This is a genomic window from Kitasatospora sp. NPDC004531 (assembly GCF_053602195.1).
The window spans coordinates 65011-84771 of record NZ_JBSGDD010000014.1 but is presented as its reverse complement, the minus strand read 5'-3'; the positions used below and the strand labels follow the sequence as shown (position 1 = coordinate 84771).

General features: G+C 74.6%; 16 protein-coding genes. 11 read left to right on the top strand and 5 right to left on the bottom strand.

Going from position 1 to position 19761, the window contains the following annotated elements:
* Window positions 1-132 precede the first annotated feature (132 nt).
* From ACWEMJ_RS09315 to ACWEMJ_RS09305, 3 genes are all read left to right on the top strand, one after another.
* Entirely contained in the window at window positions 133-339 is a 207-nt protein-coding gene (locus ACWEMJ_RS09315) for a cold-shock protein (RefSeq protein ID WP_014137493.1), read from the top strand.
* A gap of 348 nt (window positions 340-687) precedes the next feature.
* Window positions 688-2310: a chaperonin GroEL gene (gene groL, locus ACWEMJ_RS09310; RefSeq protein WP_452136362.1), complete on the top strand. Its 1623-nt coding sequence runs from the start codon at window positions 688-690 to the stop codon at window positions 2308-2310.
* Between the two features lie 93 nt (window positions 2311-2403).
* Window positions 2404-2763, top strand: a complete 360-nt coding sequence (locus ACWEMJ_RS09305) for a hypothetical protein (protein WP_452136361.1) — start codon at window positions 2404-2406, stop codon at window positions 2761-2763.
* Between the two features lie 16 nt (window positions 2764-2779).
* Here the strand turns inward: ACWEMJ_RS09305 and ACWEMJ_RS09300 are convergent, their stop codons facing one another.
* Entirely contained in the window at window positions 2780-3418 is a 639-nt protein-coding gene (locus ACWEMJ_RS09300; protein ID WP_452136360.1) for an HD domain-containing protein, read from the bottom strand.
* Between the two features lie 146 nt (window positions 3419-3564).
* On the opposite strand from ACWEMJ_RS09300, the gene ACWEMJ_RS09295 reads away from it, so the two are divergent.
* From ACWEMJ_RS09295 to ACWEMJ_RS09275, 5 genes are all read left to right on the top strand, one after another.
* Window positions 3565-4281 carry an ABC transporter ATP-binding protein gene (locus tag ACWEMJ_RS09295; RefSeq protein ID WP_452136359.1) on the top strand — a complete coding sequence of 239 codons (717 nt, stop codon included), beginning with the start codon at window positions 3565-3567 and terminating at the stop codon, window positions 4279-4281.
* Window positions 4278-6977, top strand: coding sequence for an ABC transporter permease (locus tag ACWEMJ_RS09290; RefSeq protein WP_452136358.1), 2700 nt, complete (start codon window positions 4278-4280; stop codon window positions 6975-6977). The genes ACWEMJ_RS09295 and ACWEMJ_RS09290 overlap by 4 nt, the downstream gene beginning before the upstream one ends.
* 25 nt (window positions 6978-7002) lie before the next feature.
* The gene (locus tag ACWEMJ_RS09285) at window positions 7003-7347 is read left to right on the top strand and encodes a PadR family transcriptional regulator (protein WP_452136357.1); all 345 of its coding nucleotides are present in this window, start codon (window positions 7003-7005) and stop codon (window positions 7345-7347) included.
* Window positions 7344-8303 carry a hypothetical protein gene (locus ACWEMJ_RS09280; RefSeq protein ID WP_452136356.1) on the top strand — a complete coding sequence of 320 codons (960 nt, stop codon included), beginning with the start codon at window positions 7344-7346 and terminating at the stop codon, window positions 8301-8303. Before ACWEMJ_RS09285 ends, ACWEMJ_RS09280 begins: the two co-directional genes overlap by 4 nt.
* 113 nt (window positions 8304-8416) lie before the next feature.
* On the top strand, window positions 8417-9103 hold the full coding sequence (locus ACWEMJ_RS09275; RefSeq protein WP_452136355.1) for a copper homeostasis protein CutC: 687 nt from the start codon (window positions 8417-8419) through the stop codon (window positions 9101-9103).
* A gap of 152 nt (window positions 9104-9255) precedes the next feature.
* Here the strand turns inward: ACWEMJ_RS09275 and ACWEMJ_RS09270 are convergent, their stop codons facing one another.
* Complete coding sequence (locus tag ACWEMJ_RS09270; protein WP_452136354.1) at window positions 9256-11325, bottom strand: HelD family protein; 2070 nt, start codon at window positions 11323-11325, stop codon at window positions 9256-9258.
* A 312-nt stretch (window positions 11326-11637) separates the two neighbouring features.
* Here ACWEMJ_RS09270 and ACWEMJ_RS09265 point away from each other — a divergent pair, with 312 nt between their 5' ends.
* Complete coding sequence (locus ACWEMJ_RS09265; RefSeq protein WP_452136353.1) at window positions 11638-11784, top strand: hypothetical protein; 147 nt, start codon at window positions 11638-11640, stop codon at window positions 11782-11784.
* Window positions 11785-11790: 6 nt separating this feature from the next.
* Here the strand turns inward: ACWEMJ_RS09265 and ACWEMJ_RS09260 are convergent, their stop codons facing one another.
* Both ACWEMJ_RS09260 and ACWEMJ_RS09255 read right to left on the bottom strand, forming a co-directional pair.
* Entirely contained in the window at window positions 11791-13422 is a 1632-nt protein-coding gene (locus ACWEMJ_RS09260; protein WP_452136352.1) for a DNA repair helicase XPB, read from the bottom strand.
* A 63-nt stretch (window positions 13423-13485) separates the two neighbouring features.
* On the bottom strand, window positions 13486-15087 hold the full coding sequence (locus tag ACWEMJ_RS09255) for a DUF2079 domain-containing protein (RefSeq protein ID WP_452136351.1): 1602 nt from the start codon (window positions 15085-15087) through the stop codon (window positions 13486-13488).
* Window positions 15088-15224: 137 nt separating this feature from the next.
* Between ACWEMJ_RS09255 and ACWEMJ_RS09250 the strand changes: the two genes are divergently transcribed.
* On the top strand, window positions 15225-15557 hold the full coding sequence (locus tag ACWEMJ_RS09250; protein ID WP_452136350.1) for a hypothetical protein: 333 nt from the start codon (window positions 15225-15227) through the stop codon (window positions 15555-15557).
* Between the two features lie 45 nt (window positions 15558-15602).
* On the opposite strand, the gene ACWEMJ_RS09245 is transcribed toward ACWEMJ_RS09250, so the two are convergent.
* Window positions 15603-18092 carry a helicase-associated domain-containing protein gene (locus ACWEMJ_RS09245; RefSeq protein ID WP_452136349.1) on the bottom strand — a complete coding sequence of 830 codons (2490 nt, stop codon included), beginning with the start codon at window positions 18090-18092 and terminating at the stop codon, window positions 15603-15605.
* Window positions 18093-18345: 253 nt separating this feature from the next.
* On the opposite strand from ACWEMJ_RS09245, the gene ACWEMJ_RS09240 reads away from it, so the two are divergent.
* On the top strand, window positions 18346-19104 hold the full coding sequence (locus tag ACWEMJ_RS09240; protein WP_452136348.1) for a hypothetical protein: 759 nt from the start codon (window positions 18346-18348) through the stop codon (window positions 19102-19104).
* The last annotated feature ends 657 nt before the right edge of the window (window positions 19105-19761 follow it).

Here is a 19761-nt window from a genome sequence, read left to right as displayed (position 1 = left end):
TATCCGGATACATTCAGCCGCGACAGAGGCTGCGCCGTACGGGGGGGAGTCCCCACAGGCCGGCCTTCCAGACCTCCGGGTCCGCGTCCCGCGGATCTCTGAAGGGCCAGCACAGCACAAGGGGAGTTCGGAATGGCTCAGGGCACCGTCAAGTGGTTCAACGCCGAGAAGGGCTACGGCTTCATCGCGGTCGACGGTGGAGCGGACGTGTTCGTCCACTACAGCGCGATCCAGATGGACGGCTACCGCACCCTGGAAGAGGGCCAGCGGGTCGAGTTCGAGATCTCGCAGGGTCAGAAGGGTCCGCAGGCCGACATGGTTCGTGCCGCCGGCGCCTGACAGCCCGGCAGGACCGCACGCACGACAGGTACCAACCGGCAGGTCCGGCTCCGGCGCGACGCGCGTCCGGGGCCGGGCCTGCCGGCGTTTCCGGGCCGGGCCTGCGGGTTTGCTCGGAGCCGGCCCGCGGGGTTTCCCGGGCGCCTGTCCGGGCATGCCGAATGGGCTTGCACTCGACACCCCCGAGTGCTAATCATTGGCGTTAGCACTCACAGCGTGAGAGTGACAACGGACCGGGCCGGTGAGGCCCCGGAAGCGGTAGGGGAGGAGACCCCCGCGTCCTGGGCCGTCCGTCGCGGGCACCCCCTTGGTCCGAGCAGTCGACCGTGTCCCGGAGGACCACTTCTAATGGCCAAGATCATTGCCTTTGACGAGGAAGCCCGCCGCGGCCTTGAGCGTGGCATGAACCAGCTTGCCGACGCCGTGAAGGTCACGCTCGGCCCCAAGGGTCGCAACGTCGTCCTGGAGAAGAAGTGGGGCGCCCCCACCATCACCAACGACGGTGTCTCCATCGCCAAGGAGATCGAGCTCGAGGACCCGTACGAGAAGATCGGCGCGGAGCTCGTCAAGGAGGTCGCCAAGAAGACCGACGACGTCGCGGGTGACGGCACCACCACCGCCACCGTGCTCGCCCAGGCGCTCGTCCGCGAGGGTCTGCGCAACGTCGCCGCCGGCGCCAACCCGATGGCCCTCAAGCGCGGCATCGAGAAGGCCGTCGCCGCCGTCTCCGACCAGCTGCTGGCCCAGGCCAAGGACGTGGAGACCAAGGAGCAGATCGCCTCCACCGCCTCCATCTCCGCCGCCGACACCCAGATCGGCGAGCTCATCGCCGAGGCCATGGACAAGGTCGGCAAGGAAGGCGTCATCACCGTCGAGGAGAGCAACACCTTCGGCCTGGAGCTTGAGCTCACCGAGGGCATGCGCTTCGACAAGGGCTACATCTCCGCCTACTTCGCCACCGACCTGGAGCGCATGGAGACGAGCTTCGAGGACCCGTACATCCTCATCGCCAACTCCAAGATCTCCTCGGTCAAGGACCTCCTCCCGCTGCTGGAGAAGGTCATGCAGAGCGGCAAGCCGCTCGTCATCATCGCCGAGGACGTCGAGGGCGAGGCCCTGTCGACCCTGGTCGTGAACAAGATCCGCGGCACCTTCAAGTCCGTCGCCGTCAAGGCCCCGGGCTTCGGCGACCGCCGCAAGGCCATGCTGGGCGACATCGCCATCCTGACCGGCGGCACCGTGATCTCCGAGGAGGTCGGCCTCAAGCTCGAGAACGCCGGCCTGGACCTGCTGGGCACCGCCCGCAAGGTCGTCATCACCAAGGACGAGACCACCATCGTCGACGGCGGCGGCGACAGCGACCAGGTCGCCGGCCGGGTCAACCAGATCCGCGCCGAGATCGAGAACTCCGACTCGGACTACGACCGCGAGAAGCTCCAGGAGCGCCTCGCCAAGCTGGCCGGCGGCGTGGCCGTCATCAAGGCCGGCGCGGCCACCGAGGTCGAGCTCAAGGAGCGCAAGCACCGCATCGAGGACGCGGTGCGCAACGCCAAGGCCGCCGTCGAGGAGGGCATCGTCGCCGGCGGTGGCGTCGCCCTGCTGCAGGCCGGTGTCGCGTTCGAGAAGCTGGAGCTGGACGGCGACGAGGCCACCGGCGCCAACATCGTCCGGGTGGCCCTGGAGGCCCCGATCAAGCAGATCGCCACCAACGCCGGCCTCGAGGGCGGCGTCGTGGTCGAGAAGGTCCGCAACCTGCCCGCCGGCCACGGCCTGAACGCCGCGACCAACGAGTACGTCGACCTGATCGCCTCCGGCATCATCGACCCCGCCAAGGTCACCCGCTCCGCCCTGCAGAACGCCGCCTCCATCGCGGCGCTGTTCCTGACCACCGAGGCCGTCATCGCCGACAAGCCGGAGAAGGCCGCCGCGGCCGCCGGCGGCGGCATGCCGGGCGGTGACATGGACTTCTGATCCGGCCCTTCGGACGGATCCGTCGTTCTCACGCCGTGAGGGCGGTCTCCTTCGGGAGGCCGCCCTCGCGGCGTTCTTTGGGACAATGGGCGGATGGCCAGCCCCGAAATCGAAACCGCCCTGCACAATGCGCGGGCGCAGATCCTTGCCGACCTCACCGCGCGGGACGTCGCCGATGCCGCGATCGTCTCGCTGGTCGAGGATGCCGTCACCCACCGGCGGTGGTGGCTCGAACAGTGGCCGGACGGGCGCGAGTTCGTGCTCGGGCTGGTCGCGCAGGACGTGCAGGACGCGCTGCTGGAGTCGTACGGGCGCTGGCCGTTGTGCGAGGCCTGTGCGGCGGAGGACGACGATCCGCACGCGTTGAGCGTGGAGCCGGAGTTGGGGGCGGACCCGCACTGGGTCTGCGGCAAGAAGGGGATCGTCGTCGCGGCGGTCGGCGAGCTGGCCTGAGGCCGCGCCGACCGGTTCAGGCCTCCAGCTCCCTGAGCTCCGCCTGCATGTTCGTGCGGGCCCGGGCGTCGTAGCGGGCGTGGGCCTCGGGGGTGCGGTAGAGGGCGGGGAGGGCGAGGAGGTGGTGGAGGATCGCGGCCCGGCCCTCGCGGAAGGCGTCCGGGGGGACGAAGGAGTATTCGTCGCGGATGGCGGCGGCGTAGGCGGCGTACCGGTCGGGCGGTGAGCCGAGGACGGCGAGGTCGGCGTCGCAGAGGACCTCGCCGTTGTGGTCGCCGGGGGCCGGGTGGTGGGTGACGGTGAGTCGGACCAGCCGGGCGACCTCGTGGACCAGGGGTTCGGGCAGGCCCGCCTCGCGGAGGGCGCGGCAGGCCAGCGCGGCGCTGCGTTCCTCGTTCTCGGAGCGGTCGGGCCGGTAGACGGCGTCGTGGAACCAGGCGGCGAGTCGGACGGCGTCCGGGTCGTCGGCGTGGTCGGTGAGTTCGTCGATCCGGTCCAGGACGGCCCGCAGGTGGTCGGTGGTGTGGTAGCGGCGTTGGGGTTCGGCCCAGCGTTCGAGCAGGTCGCGGGCGTAGGGCTCCGGATCGACGGTGGCGCCGCAGCGGGTGAGCAGGGCGTGCCACCGCTCGGACAGCGAGGCGGTCATGACGGCCATTCTGCTCCTTCCCGGTCGGATGCGGCCCCGTGATGTGATCGAGCTTATATGTAGTTCACCGACTTATGACGCACACTTGAGTAGTCGACGCTCGACGGCTATACATACTCGGTATGCAAGACGTTCCGCTGTTCCGAGGGGGAGCCATGACCGGATCGAGCGCGCAGGCAGTGCTGCGCCTGGAGGGAGTCGGCCGGGTGCACGGCCGGGGCGAGGCCGAGGTGCACGCCCTGCACCCGATCGACCTGGAGGTGCGGGCCGGGGAGTTCCTGGCCGTGATGGGGCCGTCCGGCTCCGGGAAGTCCACCCTGCTGGCGCTGGCCGGTGGTCTGGACCGTCCGTCGGTCGGCCGGGTGCTGGTCGAGGGCACCCCGCTGGAGGGCCTGAGTCGGGCGAAGCTCGCCGATGTGCGGCGTCGCTCGGTCGGCTACGTGTTCCAGTCGTACAACCTGATCCCGTCGCTGACGGCGGCGGAGAACATCGCGCTGCCGCGGGAGCTGGACGGCGTCTCCGCCCGCACCGCGCGGGCCGAGGCGGTGGCCGCGCTGGAGGAGCTGGGCATCCCCCAACTCGCCGACCGCTTCCCGGAGGAGATGTCCGGCGGCCAGCAGCAGCGGGTCGCGATCGGGCGGGCGCTGGCGGGCGAGCGCCGCCTGGTGCTCGCCGACGAGCCGACCGGCGCGCTGGACTCGGCCACCGGTGAGGCCGTGCTGCAGGTCCTGCGGGCGCGCTGCGACGCGGGCGCGGCCGCGATGATGGTCACCCACGACCCCACGCACGCGGCCTGGGCGGACCGGGTGGTGTTCCTGCGGGACGGCCGCTTCCTCCGCGAGGCGGCGCAGCGCACCGGAGCCGGCCGATGAGCGCCTGGCGGGCGGTGCTGCGGATGGCGCGCCGCGACGCGTGGCGGGCCAAGGGCCGCAGCGCCCTGGTGGTCGCGATGATCGCGCTGCCGGTGCTGGGCGCGACCGGCGTGGACGTGGTGCACCGCAGCGGCCAGCTCGGCGCCGCCGAGCGGTCGGACCGGCTGATGGGCCGGGCGGACGCCCTGATCGGCGCCCACGACCCGGGCCGGGCCGTCGAACAGTCGGTGTTCCCGGCCGACGGCGTCCGCACCCTGCCGCTGCGCCCGGGCAGCGAGACGCCCGAGCAGAAGCGCGCCGCCGCCACCGAACCGACCGTCCTGCTGGGCGAGTTGCTCCCCAAGGGCAGCGTCCTGACGCCGGCCCGCACCGGCCCGGTCGCCTCCGTGCAGACCCGTGACGGCCTCGCCCCCGTCGACACCTTCGAGGCCGACCTGGCCGGCGACCTGTGGCAGGGCCGGCTGAACCTGGTCTCCGGCCGGGCCCCCGCCGCGGCCCACGAGGCCGCCGCCACCCGGGCGTTCCTCGCCGACACCGGCCTGCGGATCGGCGACCGGGTCACCGTCCGCGGCCTGGAGTCCACCCCGTTCACGCTGACCGGCGCCGTGGAGCACCCCGGCGACCTGAACAAGTCCGAACTGGTCGCCCGCCCCGGCGAGTTGTACCAGCAGCTGGACGCCGCGCAGGTGACCGCCGGGCTCGCCCCGCAGGACCCGAGTGCCGAGCAGGCCGCCGCCAAGAAGGCCGCCTGGCTGGTCCGGCTGCCCGCCGGGGCGACCCTCGGCTGGGAGCAGGTCCGCGAACTCAACCGCTACGGCTACACCCTGGCGAGCCGCCAGGTCGCCGCGCACCCGCCGGCCGACGCGCTGGAACGCCAGGAGGCCGTCGGCGCCGAGGACGCCCGCGAGCGCCGGATGATGACGGTCGCCACCACCGCCGCGATGGCGCTGCTGGAGGTCGCCCTGCTGGCCGGCCCGGCGTTCGCGGTCGGCGCCCGCCGGGCCCGCCGCCAACTCGCCCTGCTCGGCGCGGCCGGCGGCCGCCCCGGCCACGTCCGGGCCGTGGTGCTCGGCGGCGGCCTGGTGCTGGGCGCGGCCGGCGCGGCCCTCGGCACCGTGCTCGGCGCGGCACTGGTCGCGGTGCTGCGCGGCCCGATCGAGGAGTGGGGCGGCAGCCGGTTCGGCGCGTTCACCCTGCGCCCCGCCGACCTGGCGGCGATCGCCGCGGTCGGCACCGTCACCGCCCTGCTGGCCGCGCTGCTGCCCGCCCTGCAGGCCGGCCGCCGCGAGGTGCTGGACGGCCTGACGGACCGCGACCCGGTGCGCCGCTCCGCCCGCTGGACGCCGGTGCTCGGCGTGGTCGTGGTGCTGGCCGGCGTCGGCCTCGCCCTGTACGGGGCGGTGGTCGCCCCGACCGCCGCGATGCCGGTGCTCGCCGGGCTCACCACCCGCACCCTGTCGGTGCTGGGCGGCGCGACGCTCGCCGAACTCGGCCTGCTGCTGTTCACCCCGGCGCTGCTGGCCCTGCTCGGCCGGCTCGCCCGCCTGCTGCCGGTCGGACCGCGCCTCGCGCTGCGCGACATGGCCCGGCACCGCTCCCGCACCGGACCGGCGGTCGCCGCCGTGCTCGCCGCCGTCGCCGGAGCCGTCGCGGTCGGCGTGCACACCGCCGGCGCCGAGGCCCAGGACCGCGCCTCCTACCGGCTGGAGCAGCCCGTCGGCTCCGTCCGGGTCGTTCTGAACGGCGACACCGACACCATGCCGCAGCTGCGCACCGCCGTCGTCCAGGACCTGCCGGACCTCGGCGAGCGGGCCGACCTGTACCAGGCGCAGTACATCTTCTGCGAGGGCTGCTCCAGCGTGGTCACCGCGGAGGGCGGGCCGCGCTACGGCCGGACCGTCACCAAGTCGGTCGTGGTCGGCGACGCCCCGGTGCTGCGCAACCTGCTGGCGCTGCACGACCGCGAGGCCGAGGCGGCGCTGCTCGCCGGGAAGGCCGTGGTCACCGACCCGTCCTACCTGCACGACGGCAAGGCGGTGCTGCAGATGCAGGGCAACGGCATGGAGGTCAAGCAGATCGCCGTGGACGCCGTCCTGGTCGACCGGCCCGCCTCGCAGCGGTACACGGCGGTGGTGATCTCGCCGGACGCCGTCCGCGGACTCGGCCTGAAGGCCGCGCCCGCCGGGGCGATCTGGCTGCCCACCGCGCCCGTCGCCCGGCAGGCCGAACAGCGGGCCGCCGCCACCGTCGCCCGGCTCGCGCCGCACGCCGAGTTCGGGGTGGAACGCGGCTACCGCGCCACCGACAGCGTGATGCAGGTCGCGCTCAGCGGCTTCGCCGCCCTGGTGGTGCTCGGCGCGGCCGTGGTCTCCACCGCGCTGGCCGCCGCCGACGCCCGCCGCGAACGCGCCCTGCTGTCCGCGATCGGCGCCCGGCCCCGCACCCGGCGCACCGTCGCCGGACTCCAGGCCGGCCTGATCGCCCTGCTCGGCGGAGTGCTCGGCACCGTCAGCGGCTTCGTCCCCGCGTACGCCCTGCTGCGCTCCCGGGTGTCCGGCGTGATGGGCGCGCCCGCCGTGCTGAACCCCGCCGACATCCCGTGGGCCACCATCGCGCTGCTCGCGCTGGCCCTGCCGGTGGCCGCCGGCCTGCTCGGCGCGCTGCGCCGGGACGACCCGGCGGGATGGCGCGGATAGGCAGGTCGGCGATATATGTAGTCGTATGACTGAACGCGCCATGCAGGAACCCACCCTGCTGCTGCTCACCGCCCTCGCGGACGCCCCCCGGCACGGATACGCGCTGATCCAGGAGGTCGACGCGATCTCCGGGGGGCGGGTGAAGCTCCGCACCGGAACCCTGTACGGCGCGCTCGACCGGCTGCTCCAGCAGGGCCTGATCGAGGTCGCCGCCGAGGAGATCGTCGACGGCCGGGCCCGCCGCACGTACGCCCTCACCACCGCCGGCCGCGGCGTCCTCGCCACCGAGGCCGAGCGGCTGCGCACCGTCGCCGCCGAGGCCCAGCGCCGCCTCGGCGGCGCCGTCCGTCCCCGGGGAGCGACCGCGTGAACATGGCCCTGCGCACCGCGCTCGCGCTCTACCCCGCCCGCTACCGCCGCGACCGGGGCGCCGAACTCGCCGAGGTGTTCGCCGACAGCACCGCCGGCTCCGGCCGCCTCGCCACCGCCCGCGAAGCCCTCGACCTCGCCGCGTACGGCCTGCGGCTGCGCACCGGGCTGACCGAGACCGCGCTCCCCGGCCGGCTGCTGGCCGCCGCCGCCCCGCTGCTGGTCGGCGCCCTGCTCGGCCTCGCCGTCCTGCCCGGCGTCGGCGACTGGCGGGAGTACACGCTCACTCGCGCCGCCCGCTCCGGGACCGACCTGCCCTGGCCCCACCTGGTCGAGAACATCGCCGTCCTGGGCCTCGCCGTCATCCCGCTGCTGCTGGTCGCCGCCGGCGCGCTCGGCGCCTGGCGGGCCGTCCGGCTGCTGGGCACCGTGGTGGCGCTGCTCGGCGCCGTCCGGATCGGGCACGCCGCGCTGAGCCTGCCGGCCAGCGGGGTGTGGAGCGGCTGGTTCTTCGCCTACGAGACCACCGCCCTGCTGCCCTACCTGCTGGGCGGCCTGATGCTGGCCGTCGCCCCGACCCGCCCGGCCGACGCGCACGGCCGGACCGACCGGCTGCTGATCCTGGCCGGCGCGGCCGCCGGCTTCGCGGCGACCCGCGCCCAGGGCGGCTACGACACCCGCAACCTGATGGACGGCTGGTGGCCGGTCGCGCTGCTGCTGCTCCCCCTGCTGCTGATGCTGTTCGCAGCCCGCGATCGGCTGCTGCCCGCCGCGCTCGGTCTCGCGCTGCTGCCGCTGACCGCCGCGTTCAGCCTGTTCTCGCTCTGGGAGCAGCTCGGCGGGGTGTGGCGGGCCGCGCCCTACGCGCTCACGACCGCGCTGGTGCTGCTGCTGGCGTTCCGGCTGCTCGGATCCGCCCGTCCGGCGGGGCGTCAGATCGCCTCCCCGCTGGGCTGAACGGGAGCGGATCGGGCGAACGGGACACCAGCGGGGGACGAACGGAGGAGGACGCGGGGCCGAACGGCCGAGGGGGGTCGCTCGGCGCGGGACGATGTGGCAGGCTATCGGATATGTCTAGACCAATGTTCGAAGTGATCGCGCTGACCGCCCAGGACGCGAGGGCCGCCGAGTCGGGCGGCGCGGACCGCCTCGAACTGGTCACCGACATGGCCGCCGACGGGCTCACCCCCACCGTCCGGGACTTCGCCGCGATCCGCGCCGCGGTCTCGCTGCCGCTCAGGGTCATGCTCCGCATCCGCGACGGCTTCGCGCCCGGCGACCTCGACGTGCTGCTGGCCCGCGCCGAAGCCCTCCGCGCCGAGGGCGCGGAGGAGTTCGTCTTCGGCTTCCTCACCCCGGACGGCGCGGTCGACCTCGACGCGACCCGCGCCGTCGCGGACGCCGTCGCCGGCTGCCGCTGGACGTTCCACCGGGCCATCGACCACAGCGCCGACCGCTCCGAGGTCCGCGCCGCCGTCGCCGACCTGCCCGGACTCGACACCTTCCTCACCTCCGGCGCGGCGGCCGGCGTGGACGCCGGCCAGGAGGTCCTCATCGGCGAACTCGCCAAGGCCGGCGAACCCGGCTACCGCCAGCAGATCCTCGTCGGCGGCGGCCTCCGCGCCGAACACGTCCCCGACCTGCGCTCCGCGGGCTTCGACGCGTTCCACATCGGCGGCGCGGCGCGCACGGGGGGGTGGGCGGGGGCGGTGGACGCAGCGAAGGTCGCCGAGTGGCGGACTCTGATCGGAGGGTGAACCACCAGGGGCGCGGGGAACTGCGCGACAAGCGCAAGTCACGTCCGTAAGGTCGCGATCACGTGCAGGTCATTGTCCTGCGTCGCGATCTTGCGGACGTGGTGCGTTCCCCCTCGCGCAGTTCCTCGCGCCCCCGGGGTTGCGCTCCTCGTCTAGCCCAACTCCTCCGGGAGCGGCTCCGTGTGGAGCACCGTCAGTCCCGAGACCGCGCGGGTCAGGGAGACGTAGAGGCGGCGCAGGCCGGTGCGGTGGTCGGGTTCGCCGGTGATGATCGCGGCGGGTTCGTCGAGGACCACGTAGTCGTATTCGAGGCCCTTGGCGAGGGAGGCCGGGGCGAGGGTCAGGCGGGCGTCGGCGGTGGTCTCGGTGCCGGGTTCCAGGTAGGGCAGCCCCGCGGCGTCGAGCGCCTGCGCGAGGGCGGGGATCCGCGCGTCCGCCGCGATCAGGCCGACGGAGCCTTCGTGGCGGAGGGCGTCGCGGCAGGCGGCGAGGACGGCCTCGTCCCGCCCGGCGGGCACGTGGCGGACGACCAGTGAGCCCGGCGTGTCGCGGACGGAGGTCGCCGGGGCCAGGCCGGGCGCGATCGCGGGCAGCAGCCGGGAGGCGTAGGCGATGACCTCGCCGGGGACGCGGAAGCCCTGGGTGAGCTCCTCGATGTGGGCGCCGTCCTTGCCGAGGTGGTGCAGCGCCTCCTGCCAACTGCCGGTCGCCCACGGGGTGGTGCCCTGGGCGAGGTCGCCGAGGACGGTCGCGGAGCCGGTGGTGCAGCGGCGGCCGACGGCGCGGTACTGCATGGGGGAGAGGTCCTGGGCCTCGTCGACGACCACGTGGCCGAGCGACGGGGTGCGGTGGACGAGGTCGGCGGTCTCGTCGATCAGGACGGCGTCGGCGGCGGACCACGGCGCGGTGCGGGCGGAGCGCGGCGCCTTGGCCCACCGGACGGTGGCCTGCTCCTCGGCGGTGAGGACGCCGTCCGCCGCGGCGGCCAGGAACTCGGCGTCGGCGAGCAGGCGGTGCACCAGTTTGACCGGGTCGACGGCGGGCCAGCAGGCCTTCACGACGGCCTTCACGGCGGCGTTGCGGGCCACCGCGTCCTGCACCCGGTCGTCGGGGGCCTCGCCGCCCTGCTCCATCTTGACCAGGACGGCGTGCGCGATCCGCTGCGGGAGGGCCTCGGCGGCGGCGCCGTAGCGGATGTCGCGGTCCATCAACTCGCGGACGATCTCTTCGAGTTCGTAGGCGGGGACGCGCCAGCGGCGGGAGCCGCGGACCACCACGCAGGGCTCGGTCGGCAGGGTGATCCCGGCCCGGACGGCGTTGCGCAGCACCCGGGCCATCCGGGCGTCGCCCTTGATCCGGGCGGCCTCGGCGGTGTCGGCGCCGCGCACCTCGACGTGGCCGACGAGTTCCTGCACGGTGGCCTGGGCGACGTCCAACTCGCCGAGCGCGGGCAGGACTTGCTCGATGTACTGGAGGAAGGAGCGGTTCGGGCCGACCACCAGGGTGCCGGTGCGGGCCAGCCGCTCGCGGTGCGCGTACAGCAGGTAGGCGACGCGGTGCAGGCCGACGGCGGTCTTCCCGGTGCCGGGGGCGCCCTGGACGCAGACGGTGCCGGAGATGTCGGCGCGGACGATCTCGTCCTGCTCGGGCTGGATGGTGGCGACGATGTCGCGCATCGGGCCGACGCGGGGCTTCTCGATCTCGGCCGCGAGCAGCGCGGAGCGGGTGTCGCCCTCGTCCGGGTCGGACAGGTTCTCGTCCTCGTAGGCCGTCAACTCGCCGCCGGTGTAACCGAATCGGCGACGCTTGGCGACGTCCATCGGGTCCTTGCGGCTGGCCCGGTAGAACGGCTGGGAGACCGGCGCGCGCCAGTCGATCACCATCGGGTCGCCGTCGGCGTCGTGGACGTGCCGGCGGCCGATGTAGAACTGCTCGCCGCCGCTGCCCTCGGAGTCGGCCTCGCTGATCGCGTGCAGGTAGTCCAGGCGGCCGAAGAACAGCGGGGTGTGCGCGAGGTCGGCGAGGGCCTTGATGCGTTCGTCGATCTGCTTCTGCAGCACCAGCGCGGACACCCAGGTGCCGGTGACGTCGCGCAGGTCCAGCGCCTCGACGTCCTCCCGCATCGCCTTCAGGGCGGCCCGGGACGCGGCCAGGTGGGAGCGTTCGCGGCCCAGCGGACCGGTGTCGGCGGCGAACGTGTCGGCAGGGGTGGGGGAGTGCACGGCGGACCTTCCCGGCCGCCCGGCATCACGGGGCGGCGGACTCGTCTTGGCTCACGGTGAAGGACACCGGCCGGTTTCCGAGCGGCCGGCACCTCCCACGGCTGCCGACGCGGCACCACGGTTCGGGAGGGGCAGACGGACGATCCTAGACCCGCCGCCGCCGGGGTGCGAATCCATTTCCCGCCGGTTCCCCTGGGGGACGGCACCCCTAGGCGGCGTAGGGGTCGGTACGCCTGCGGGACGACCGGCCGCCCGACAGGTACGGCCTTTCGGTTGATGTCCGCCGCACGGGTGTGAACCTAGCGTGGAGACATGACGACCGAACGAATGAACCCGCAGCTCAACGGCACCCACGGACGGCGCCGCGGCCCGCTCGCCAACGCCGTCCGCAACGTCGGCATCGTGCTCGACACCGCCGCGCGCGTCCTCTTCCTCGGGCGCGACGGCGTCAAGATGTAGCCGCTCCTACAGGTCGTCGGCGTCGACGATCCGGTACGCGTAGCCCTGCTCGGCCAGGAAGCGCTGGCGGTGCGCCGCGAAGTCCTGGTCCACGGTGTCCCGGGCGACCACCGAGTAGAAGTGCGCAGCGTGCCCGTCCGCCTTCGGCCGCAGCACCCGGCCCAGCCGCTGTGCTTCCTCCTGGCGGGAGCCGAACGTGCCCGACACCTGGATGGCCACGGTGGCCTCCGGCAGGTCGATCGAGAAGTTCGCGACCTTGGAGACCACCAGCACGCTGATCTCCTTCGACCGGAACGCCTCGAACAGCTTCTCGCGCTGCGCGTTCGAGGTCTCGCCCTTGATCACCGGGGCGTCCAGCGCCTCGCCCAGCTCGTCCAGCTGGTCGATGTACTGGCCGATGATCAGCGTCTGGTCGCCCTTGTGCTTCTCCACCAGCCGCTCCACCACCCGGCGCTTGGTCGCCGTGGTCGAGCAGAACCGGTACTTCTCCTCCGGCTCGGCGGTCGCGTACATCAGGCGCTCGGAGTCGGACAGCGTCACCCGTACCTCGCAGCAGTCGGCCGGCGCGATGTAGCCCTGCGCCTCGATCTCCTTCCACGGGGCGTCGAAGCGCTTCGGGCCGATCAGCGAGAACACGTCGCCCTCCCGGCCGTCCTCGCGCACCAGCGTCGCCGTCAGGCCGAGCCGGCGGCGGGCCTGCAGGTCGGCGGTGAACTTGAACACCGGCGCCGGGAGCAGGTGCACCTCGTCGTACACCACCAGGCCCCAGTTGCGGGCGTCGAACAGCTCCAGGTGCGGGTACACGCCCTTCCGCTTGGTGGTCATCACCTGGTACGTGGCGATGGTCACCGGGCGGATCTCCTTGCGGGTGCCGCTGTACTCGCCGATCTCGTCCTCGGTCAGCGAGGTCCGCTTGATCAGCTCGTGCTTCCACTGCCGCGCCGAGACCGTGTTCGTCACCAGGATCAGCGTGGTCGACTTCGCCTCCGCCATCGCCGCCGCGCCCACCAGCGTCTTGCCCGCACCGCAGGGCAGCACCACGACGCCGCTGCCGCCGTGCCAGAAGCCGTCCACCGCGTGCCGCTGGTACGGGCGCAGCTGCCAGCCGTCCTCCTCCAGGTGGATCGGGTGCGACTCGCCGTCCACGTACCCGGCGTGGTCCTCGGCCGGCCAGCCCAGCTTCAGCAGCACCTGCTTGATCTGCCCGCGCTCCGACGGGTGCACCACCACCGTGTCCGGATCGACCCGGGCCCCCACCAGCGGCACGATCTTCTTCGACCGCAGCACCTCCTCCAGCACCGGCCGGTCGGTGGTGGTCAGCACCAGCCCGTGCACCGGGTGCTTCTGCAGCTGCAGCCGCCCGTACCGCGCCATGGTGTCCGCGACGTCCACCAGCAGCGCGTGCGGCACCGGGTAGCGCGAGTACTTCACCAGCGCGTCCACCACCTGCTCGGCGTCGTGCCCCGCCGCCCGCGCGTTCCACAGCCCCAGCGGCGTCACCCGGTACGTGTGGATGTGCTCCGGCGCCCGCTCCAACTCCGCGAACGGCGCGATCACCCGCCGGCACTCCGCCGCCTGCGGGTGGTCGATCTCCAACAGCAGCGTCTTGTCGCTCTGCACGATCAGCGGTCCGTTCACGCCTGTGCATCCCCTTCCGCGCGGGCCAAACCTCCAGTGTGCCGCATCGCGCGAGTCGGCCGGTCAGCCGAGGAAGAAGTTGTGGCCGACGTCCGGGGGGATGACCTCCTGGTACGGGGTGGAGCCGGGGCCGGGGAGGTGGGTGCCGGGGGCGGGGGTGGAGCCGGTGCGGTGGAGGAGGGTGACGCCGTCCTGGTCGAAGAGTTCCTGGTAGCCGTGGGCGAGCAGGAAGGCGCGGTAGGCGGCCTGGTCGGGGTCCTTCTGGAACGGGAAGGCGCGCTGGGTGTAGCGGAGGATCACGTACTCCTGGCCGCGCGGGGTGCCGTCCGCCAGCATCACCCGGGTGCGGTTGGTGAGGCGCGGGGCGACCTGGTTGTCGGCCTCCACGGTGGCGCCGTCCGGGATCAGCTGCGCCGCCCGGGCCAGCGCCGCCGTCGGGGCCTTCGGCTGCCACTCGTACGGCAGGACCAGGTGGTACAGGCCGAGGGCGCCGGACGCGGCGAGCGAGAGGACGGCGGCGGTGGCGCCCAGCCGGCGGGCCTGGCGGAGGTGGCCGCGCGACCACAGGACGCCCAGGGTCTCGATCGCGGCGGTCACCAGGATCGGCCACAGGAACGCGTCGTAGTGGCGGGCGATCGACCAGTGGTTCGGATTGTCGGACAGGATCCGCTCCGCGAGCAGCGGCAGCGCGACGAGGGAGGTGGCCGAGCGGAACGGCAGCGCGGCCGTGGTGAGCAGCAGCCAGCCCAGCAGCATCGGCTTCAGCGGGCTGGAGAACGCCGACTCCACCAGCAGCCACGGATTGCCCAGCACGTGCCGGAGCACCTCGCCGCCGTCCGCCCCGAGCTGCCCGTAGTTCCAGTAGTAGCCGGGCTCGCCGCCCATCGCCGGTATCAGGTACCCGATCTCCACGGCGCTGGCCAGCGGCCCGCCCACCAGCAGCGCGCAGCCGAGGACCTTCGCCCACCGGTCGCCGCCGCCGCGCTCGCGCCACAGCAGCACCGCGCCGAACGCGCCCACCGCCAGGCCGAGGTCCTCCTTGGTGGCGCACAGCAGCAGCGCCGCGACAGCCGCGCCGCCCCAGCGCCGCGCCCCCGCCCGCTCGAACAGCAGCAGGAACAGCGGGACGGCGAACCCCACCTCGTGGAACCCGCCGCGCGAGGAGATCATGAGCGGCCAGCCCAGCCCGTAGACCAGCGCCGCGACGTCCAGCACCCGCGCGCGGACCCGCGCGTCCGCCCCCGCGAACGCCCGGCCCGCGATCCGGCGCACCAGCGGGACGCCCGCCGCGAACAGCGCCGCCTGCCCGACCAGCAGCATCCGCGGGTCGTCCCACACCCAGTACAGCGGGGCGAGCAGCGCCAGCACCGGCGAGAAGTGGTCGCCCAGCAGCGAGAATCCCGGCGGGAACTCGTGGTGCACGCTCTTGAGCGTCGAGACCGGCAGCCCGAAGTGCGCGTACCCGCGCACCCCCTGGTCGAAGATCCCCAGGTCGAAGCCGCCCAGCTGGAGCGACGTCCACTGCTGGAGGCCCAGCGCCAGGCAGACCGCGAAACTCAGCAGGCTGAACAGGACGGTCCGACGTCGGCGGGACGGTCGGGCCCCGGGCCCGCGGGACGTCGCCCGGGGGGCGGCCGCGGTCGGCAGAGCGGGGGAAGTGGTCACGGCTCCGGTCCTGTCGGTCGCCGGCGAAGGCCCGGTTCCGGCCGGCCGCCACGCAGTCTAACCGCCGCCCGCGGACGCTTGAGGCGGTTCGCCGAACGTGACCCCGCGGCCGCCGGATCGTTGGGCAGGCCATGACCATGCGCAACCGAATCCTGGCCGGCCTCGCGCTCTCCGGCGCCGCCCTCGCCACCGCCGTCGGCGCCACCCCCGCGAACGCCGAGACCGCCACCCCGGCCATCGACCAGGTCGCCGACGTCGGCCAGCCCGGCGGCGTCCTCGGCACCCTCGTCTTCACCGGCACCGGCCTGCTGACGGGCGTGGAGCCGAAGATGCCGGACACCCACGCGATCATGGAAGAGGCGAAGAAGCAGAAGGCGGAGGAGGACGCGAAGAAGCAGCAGCACAGGTCGGCGGACGACGAGGCGAAGAAGCAGAAGGCGGCGAACGACGCGGCGAAGCAGCTCATCTAGCGGCAGGCGCGCCACCGGGGGCGCCAGGCTTCGCGTGAGCGCCCCTCAGTCGTCGACCTCGGCCACGCCGGTGATCCGGTGGAGGGCGAAGGTGCGGACCTCGTCCGAGAGGTGGTCGTAGGCGGTGACGAACCCGCCCTCGACCTTGACGGGGTCGATGACGCGTTGGGAGGAGAGGCCTTCCGCGTTGATGTAGCCGATCCACATGCGTTCGCCGAGCAGGACGGCGGTCTGCAGGGAGGCGAGGGTGTCGGCGGCGGCGGTGCGGGGGACGGCGGCGCTCGCGGGGCCGGCGACGGCGTCCTTGCGGGGGGCGGTCGCGGCGCGGTCGCCGGCCCGGATGGCGCGGACTGCGGCGGTGAGCAGGGCGTCGTCGGGCCGGGCGGGGCCGTCGGGCACGGGGGTGGGGGCGCTGCGCGGCGGGGTCCGGCGGGCGTCGCGGCGGGTGATCACGACGTCGCCCTCGGCGGACTCCGCGGCGGGCGCGTAGCCCATCGCGCGCAGGACGGTGAGCAGGGTGTCGGGCGGGGCCTGGGCGGCGAGCACCGTGGGGGCGAGCAGCCGCAGGCGCAGCTCGGCGGCGCGCCGGTCGGCGAGGACTTCGCCGAGCAGCCGGGGGTCGTCGCAGCGCAGGTAGGAGCTCGCGGCGCCGACCCGGAGGATGCCGTGCCGGCGGGCGACGTCGTCGATCAGGTAGGCGAGCGGCTGCGGCACGGGCGTGCGGGAGTGCCGGCCGAGGAAGGTCTGCAGGTCGGCGGCGGTGCGTCCGGCGTCGAGGGCGCGGCGGACGGAGTCGGGGGTGAAGCGGTAGACGGTCGCGCCGCCCTTGGACTCGATGTCGGCGCAGAGCGCGAGGGCCTGGGCGAGCGGGGTGAGCAGCGGGCCGGGGGCGATCGCGGTGAGGTCGGGCTGCAGGATGACGTGGTCGAGGGGTTCGGGCAGCAGCGGCGCGAGGACGGGCGTCGGGTCGGCGCCGTCGAGCAGGGCGCGTGCGGGGGCGGCGAGCGCGCCGCGGCCGGTGACGCCGAGGAGTTCGGCCTCGTGCAGGGTCCAGTCGGCGAGCTGGTCGCGCAGGTCGCGGCCGTCGGCGCCGGTGGGGCCGCCGCGCAGCGGGCGGTGCCAGCGCAGGACGGGCAGCAGGGCCTCGGCGCCGGCGGCGCTGCCGGGGGGCAGTTCGGCGAGCCGGGCGAGGGTGGCGCGGCGGACGGACGGGGCGAGCGTGCGGTCGAGTTCGGGGCCGAGCGCGGCGCGCGGCCGGCCCTTGCCGTCGGGGGTGCCGGTGAGGCGGCCGACCCGGGTGGCGGTGAGCCAGGCGCGGGCGAGCAGGGTCCAGCGTTCGGCGGTGTCCTGCTGCCGCCACTGGTCGTACGCCGGGGTGGGGGCCCAGACTTCGTCGATCTCGCCGTCGGGGGCCAACAGCCCTGCGGTGTAGGCGAGTTCGAGCCAGAACGCGGCGTCGGACTCGGAGCTTTCGAGCAGTTGGGCGGCGCGCTTGAGGTCGCGCACGCCGAGGCCGCCGGCCCGCAGGGTGGGCGGCGGGGTGAGGCCCCAGGCTTCGAGCAGCTCGTCGAGGACCCGGACGGCGGTGGCGGCCTGCCCGGCGGCGGTGCGGTCGACGGTCGCCGGGTCGCGTTCGACGACGGGCAGCACGGCGGGCGGGGCGGGTTCGACGGTGCGGTGGGTGCGTCCGCCGCGCAGGTGCAGGGCGAGTTCGCGGGGCAGCACCACGGAGGTGGGGCTGGACGGCAGCAGCAGGCCGCGGGCGAGCAGCCACTCGACGGGGCTGTGCGCCTCGGCGGCGGTGACCTGCCGGGCGGCGTCCGGGACGGTGCCGGTGGGCGGCCCCCAGACCAGGCGTTCCAGCAGGCCGACGGCGGCGGGCGGGGCCTGGTCGAGCAGCGCGGTGAGGCGTTTGCGGTCGCCGAGCAGCGCGGTGAGCGCGGCCACGGCGGTGACCGGGTCGGGGGTGGCTGGCAGACCGGCGCCGGCCAGCAGCTGCTGGAGGCGGGCCGGCGACATGCCGACGGTGGCCTCGGCGAAGGTCGGGCCGAGGCCGGTGCGGCCGGGGTTGAGCGCGCTGGGGGCGAGCGCCTCGCGGGCGGCGAGGACCAGGCGCAGTGCCGAGTCCGGGCCCCAGACCAGGGCCTGCTCGCGGAGCCCGGCCAGCGCGCCCGGGAGCGCGGCGGTCACGGCGGCGCGGTCCACCGGGTCGGCCCCGGCGTGCGGCTTGACCCGGGCGGGACCGGCCAGCAGGTTGCGCACCGCGGTGTCGGACGCGCCCTCGGGGGCGGCGGCCAGTGCCTCGGCGGTCTGCAGGGTGAAGCGGTCGAGGCGCTCCAGGGCGCGCAGCACGGACGCCCGGCTGGAGAGCCGCGCGGACAGCTGGGTGAGGTCGGTCGGCACCGGGTTCAGCAGGTCGGGGCGGGCCCGGAGCAGCGCGGCGACAGCCCCGTCCTCCCGGCCGCGGAGTTCCTCGGCCAGCGTCCGGGGGGCGCCTGTGCGGGTGGCGCGCGGCGCGCTCTGCGGTGCGGTCATCCGGTCCAGCCTAGTCAACGCCCCCGTCCGAGGCCCAGAACGGAGGAAGAACTCCCGTCGAACCCCTGGGCGATCACGCTCCGATCGGGCGCCGACGCCGTCCGGCGGGGCTCGCTTCGGGCCGGTGCGGGTGGGTACCGTCTCGGTGCGGCAGGCGGTACTTCCGAGGGTGGGTGGCGGGGCGATGGCGGGCGGCTCGTGGTGGCGTGAGGACGGGGCGAGGGACGGCTCGGACAGCGGGGAGAGCGTGTACGTGCCGGCAGCCGAGGTGCCGCCGAAGCCCGACGTCCCGCCCGCGCCGGTGCTCCCGCCCCCGCGGCGCGCGGTGGAGTTCGACAAGCCGGTGGTGCCCCCGGTCGAGTTCGACCTGCCGCCGGGCCCGTCCCCCGCCGAGGTGGACCGGGCCGCGCAGTGGGCGGAGGGGCGCGGCCGGGCCGATGTCACCTCGGTCTTCCCCGGCTGGACGGAGGTGTACTTCGACCTCCCGACCGAGGAGCCGGAGCCCGCGCCCAAGCCCGCGCCAGAACCCGAACCCGAGCCGGAGCCCGAGCCCGCGCCCGAGCCGCGCCCCGGCCTGGCGGTGCGAGCCCTGCGGGCGCTGTTCGGCAAGCCGCAGCCGGCCCCCGAGCCCGCCCCGGCCGAGACCCCGGCGGCGTCCGGGGGGTCGCGGCGGCCCGCACCGCTGCTGCTGCTCGGGGCGGTCGTGCTGCTCGGCGGCGCGGGGGCCGGTTCGCTGCTGGCGATGGTGCTGGGCTGGGGCCTGGCCTACCTGTCGAGCGGACTGTCCGACCTGACGAAGAAGTTCGCCGTGCTGGGCATCCCGCTGATCACGGTGACCGGCCTGACCGTGTGGAACTGGGGCCGCGAGAAAGGCCGCTGGGGCACCGCCCTCGCCCCGGGCACCGACGCGAGCCGCGCCACCCTCGACGCGGGCGTCGGCGCCCTGCGCGTCGCAGCCGTCCTGACGGCGCTCCTCCTACTGGCGCTGACCCTGCGCCGCCGCAAGGCATAGCACCGCACGCCGAAGACGCCATCGGGCTCAGGCAGTACCTCGCGGTGGCCGCGCAAACGGCGAAGACGGCGACGGTACAGGCGCCGCTGCCTGCGCTGCTTCCGCCCGCGTCGCCGGGCGTCGAGGAGACCAGCGGGACGGCAGGGGCGAGGGGACGGTGGCATCGGGCCCTGTCCGCCGCGAGGCGCAGTACCTGGCGGTGGCCGCGCAAACGGCGGAGACGGCGATGGCACGGGTGGCGCTGCCCGCGCTGCCGCCGCCTGGGTCGCCGGGTGTCGAGGCCCGGCGGGACGACGGGGGCGGGGGACGGTGGCATCCGGCCCGGTTCGCCGGCCCTGGCCGCCGCAAGGCGTAGCGCCGCACGGCGGAGACGCCACCGGGCCCAGGCAAGGGCGAGGTGGCGACGGCACGGGCGCCGTTGCAGAGCAGGGCGGTCGACACCTCGCCGCTGCCTGCGCTGCTTCCGCCCGCGTCGCCGGGGGTCGAGGAGACCGGCGGGACGACGGGGCGGGGGACTGGGGTCTCCGGCCCGGTTCGCCGGCCCTTCCCGCCGTGGGGCGCAGTACCTCGCGGTGGCCGCGCAACGGCGGAGACGGCGACGGCACGGGTGGCGCTGCCCACGCTGCCTGCGCCCACACCGCCGGGCGTCGAGGTCCG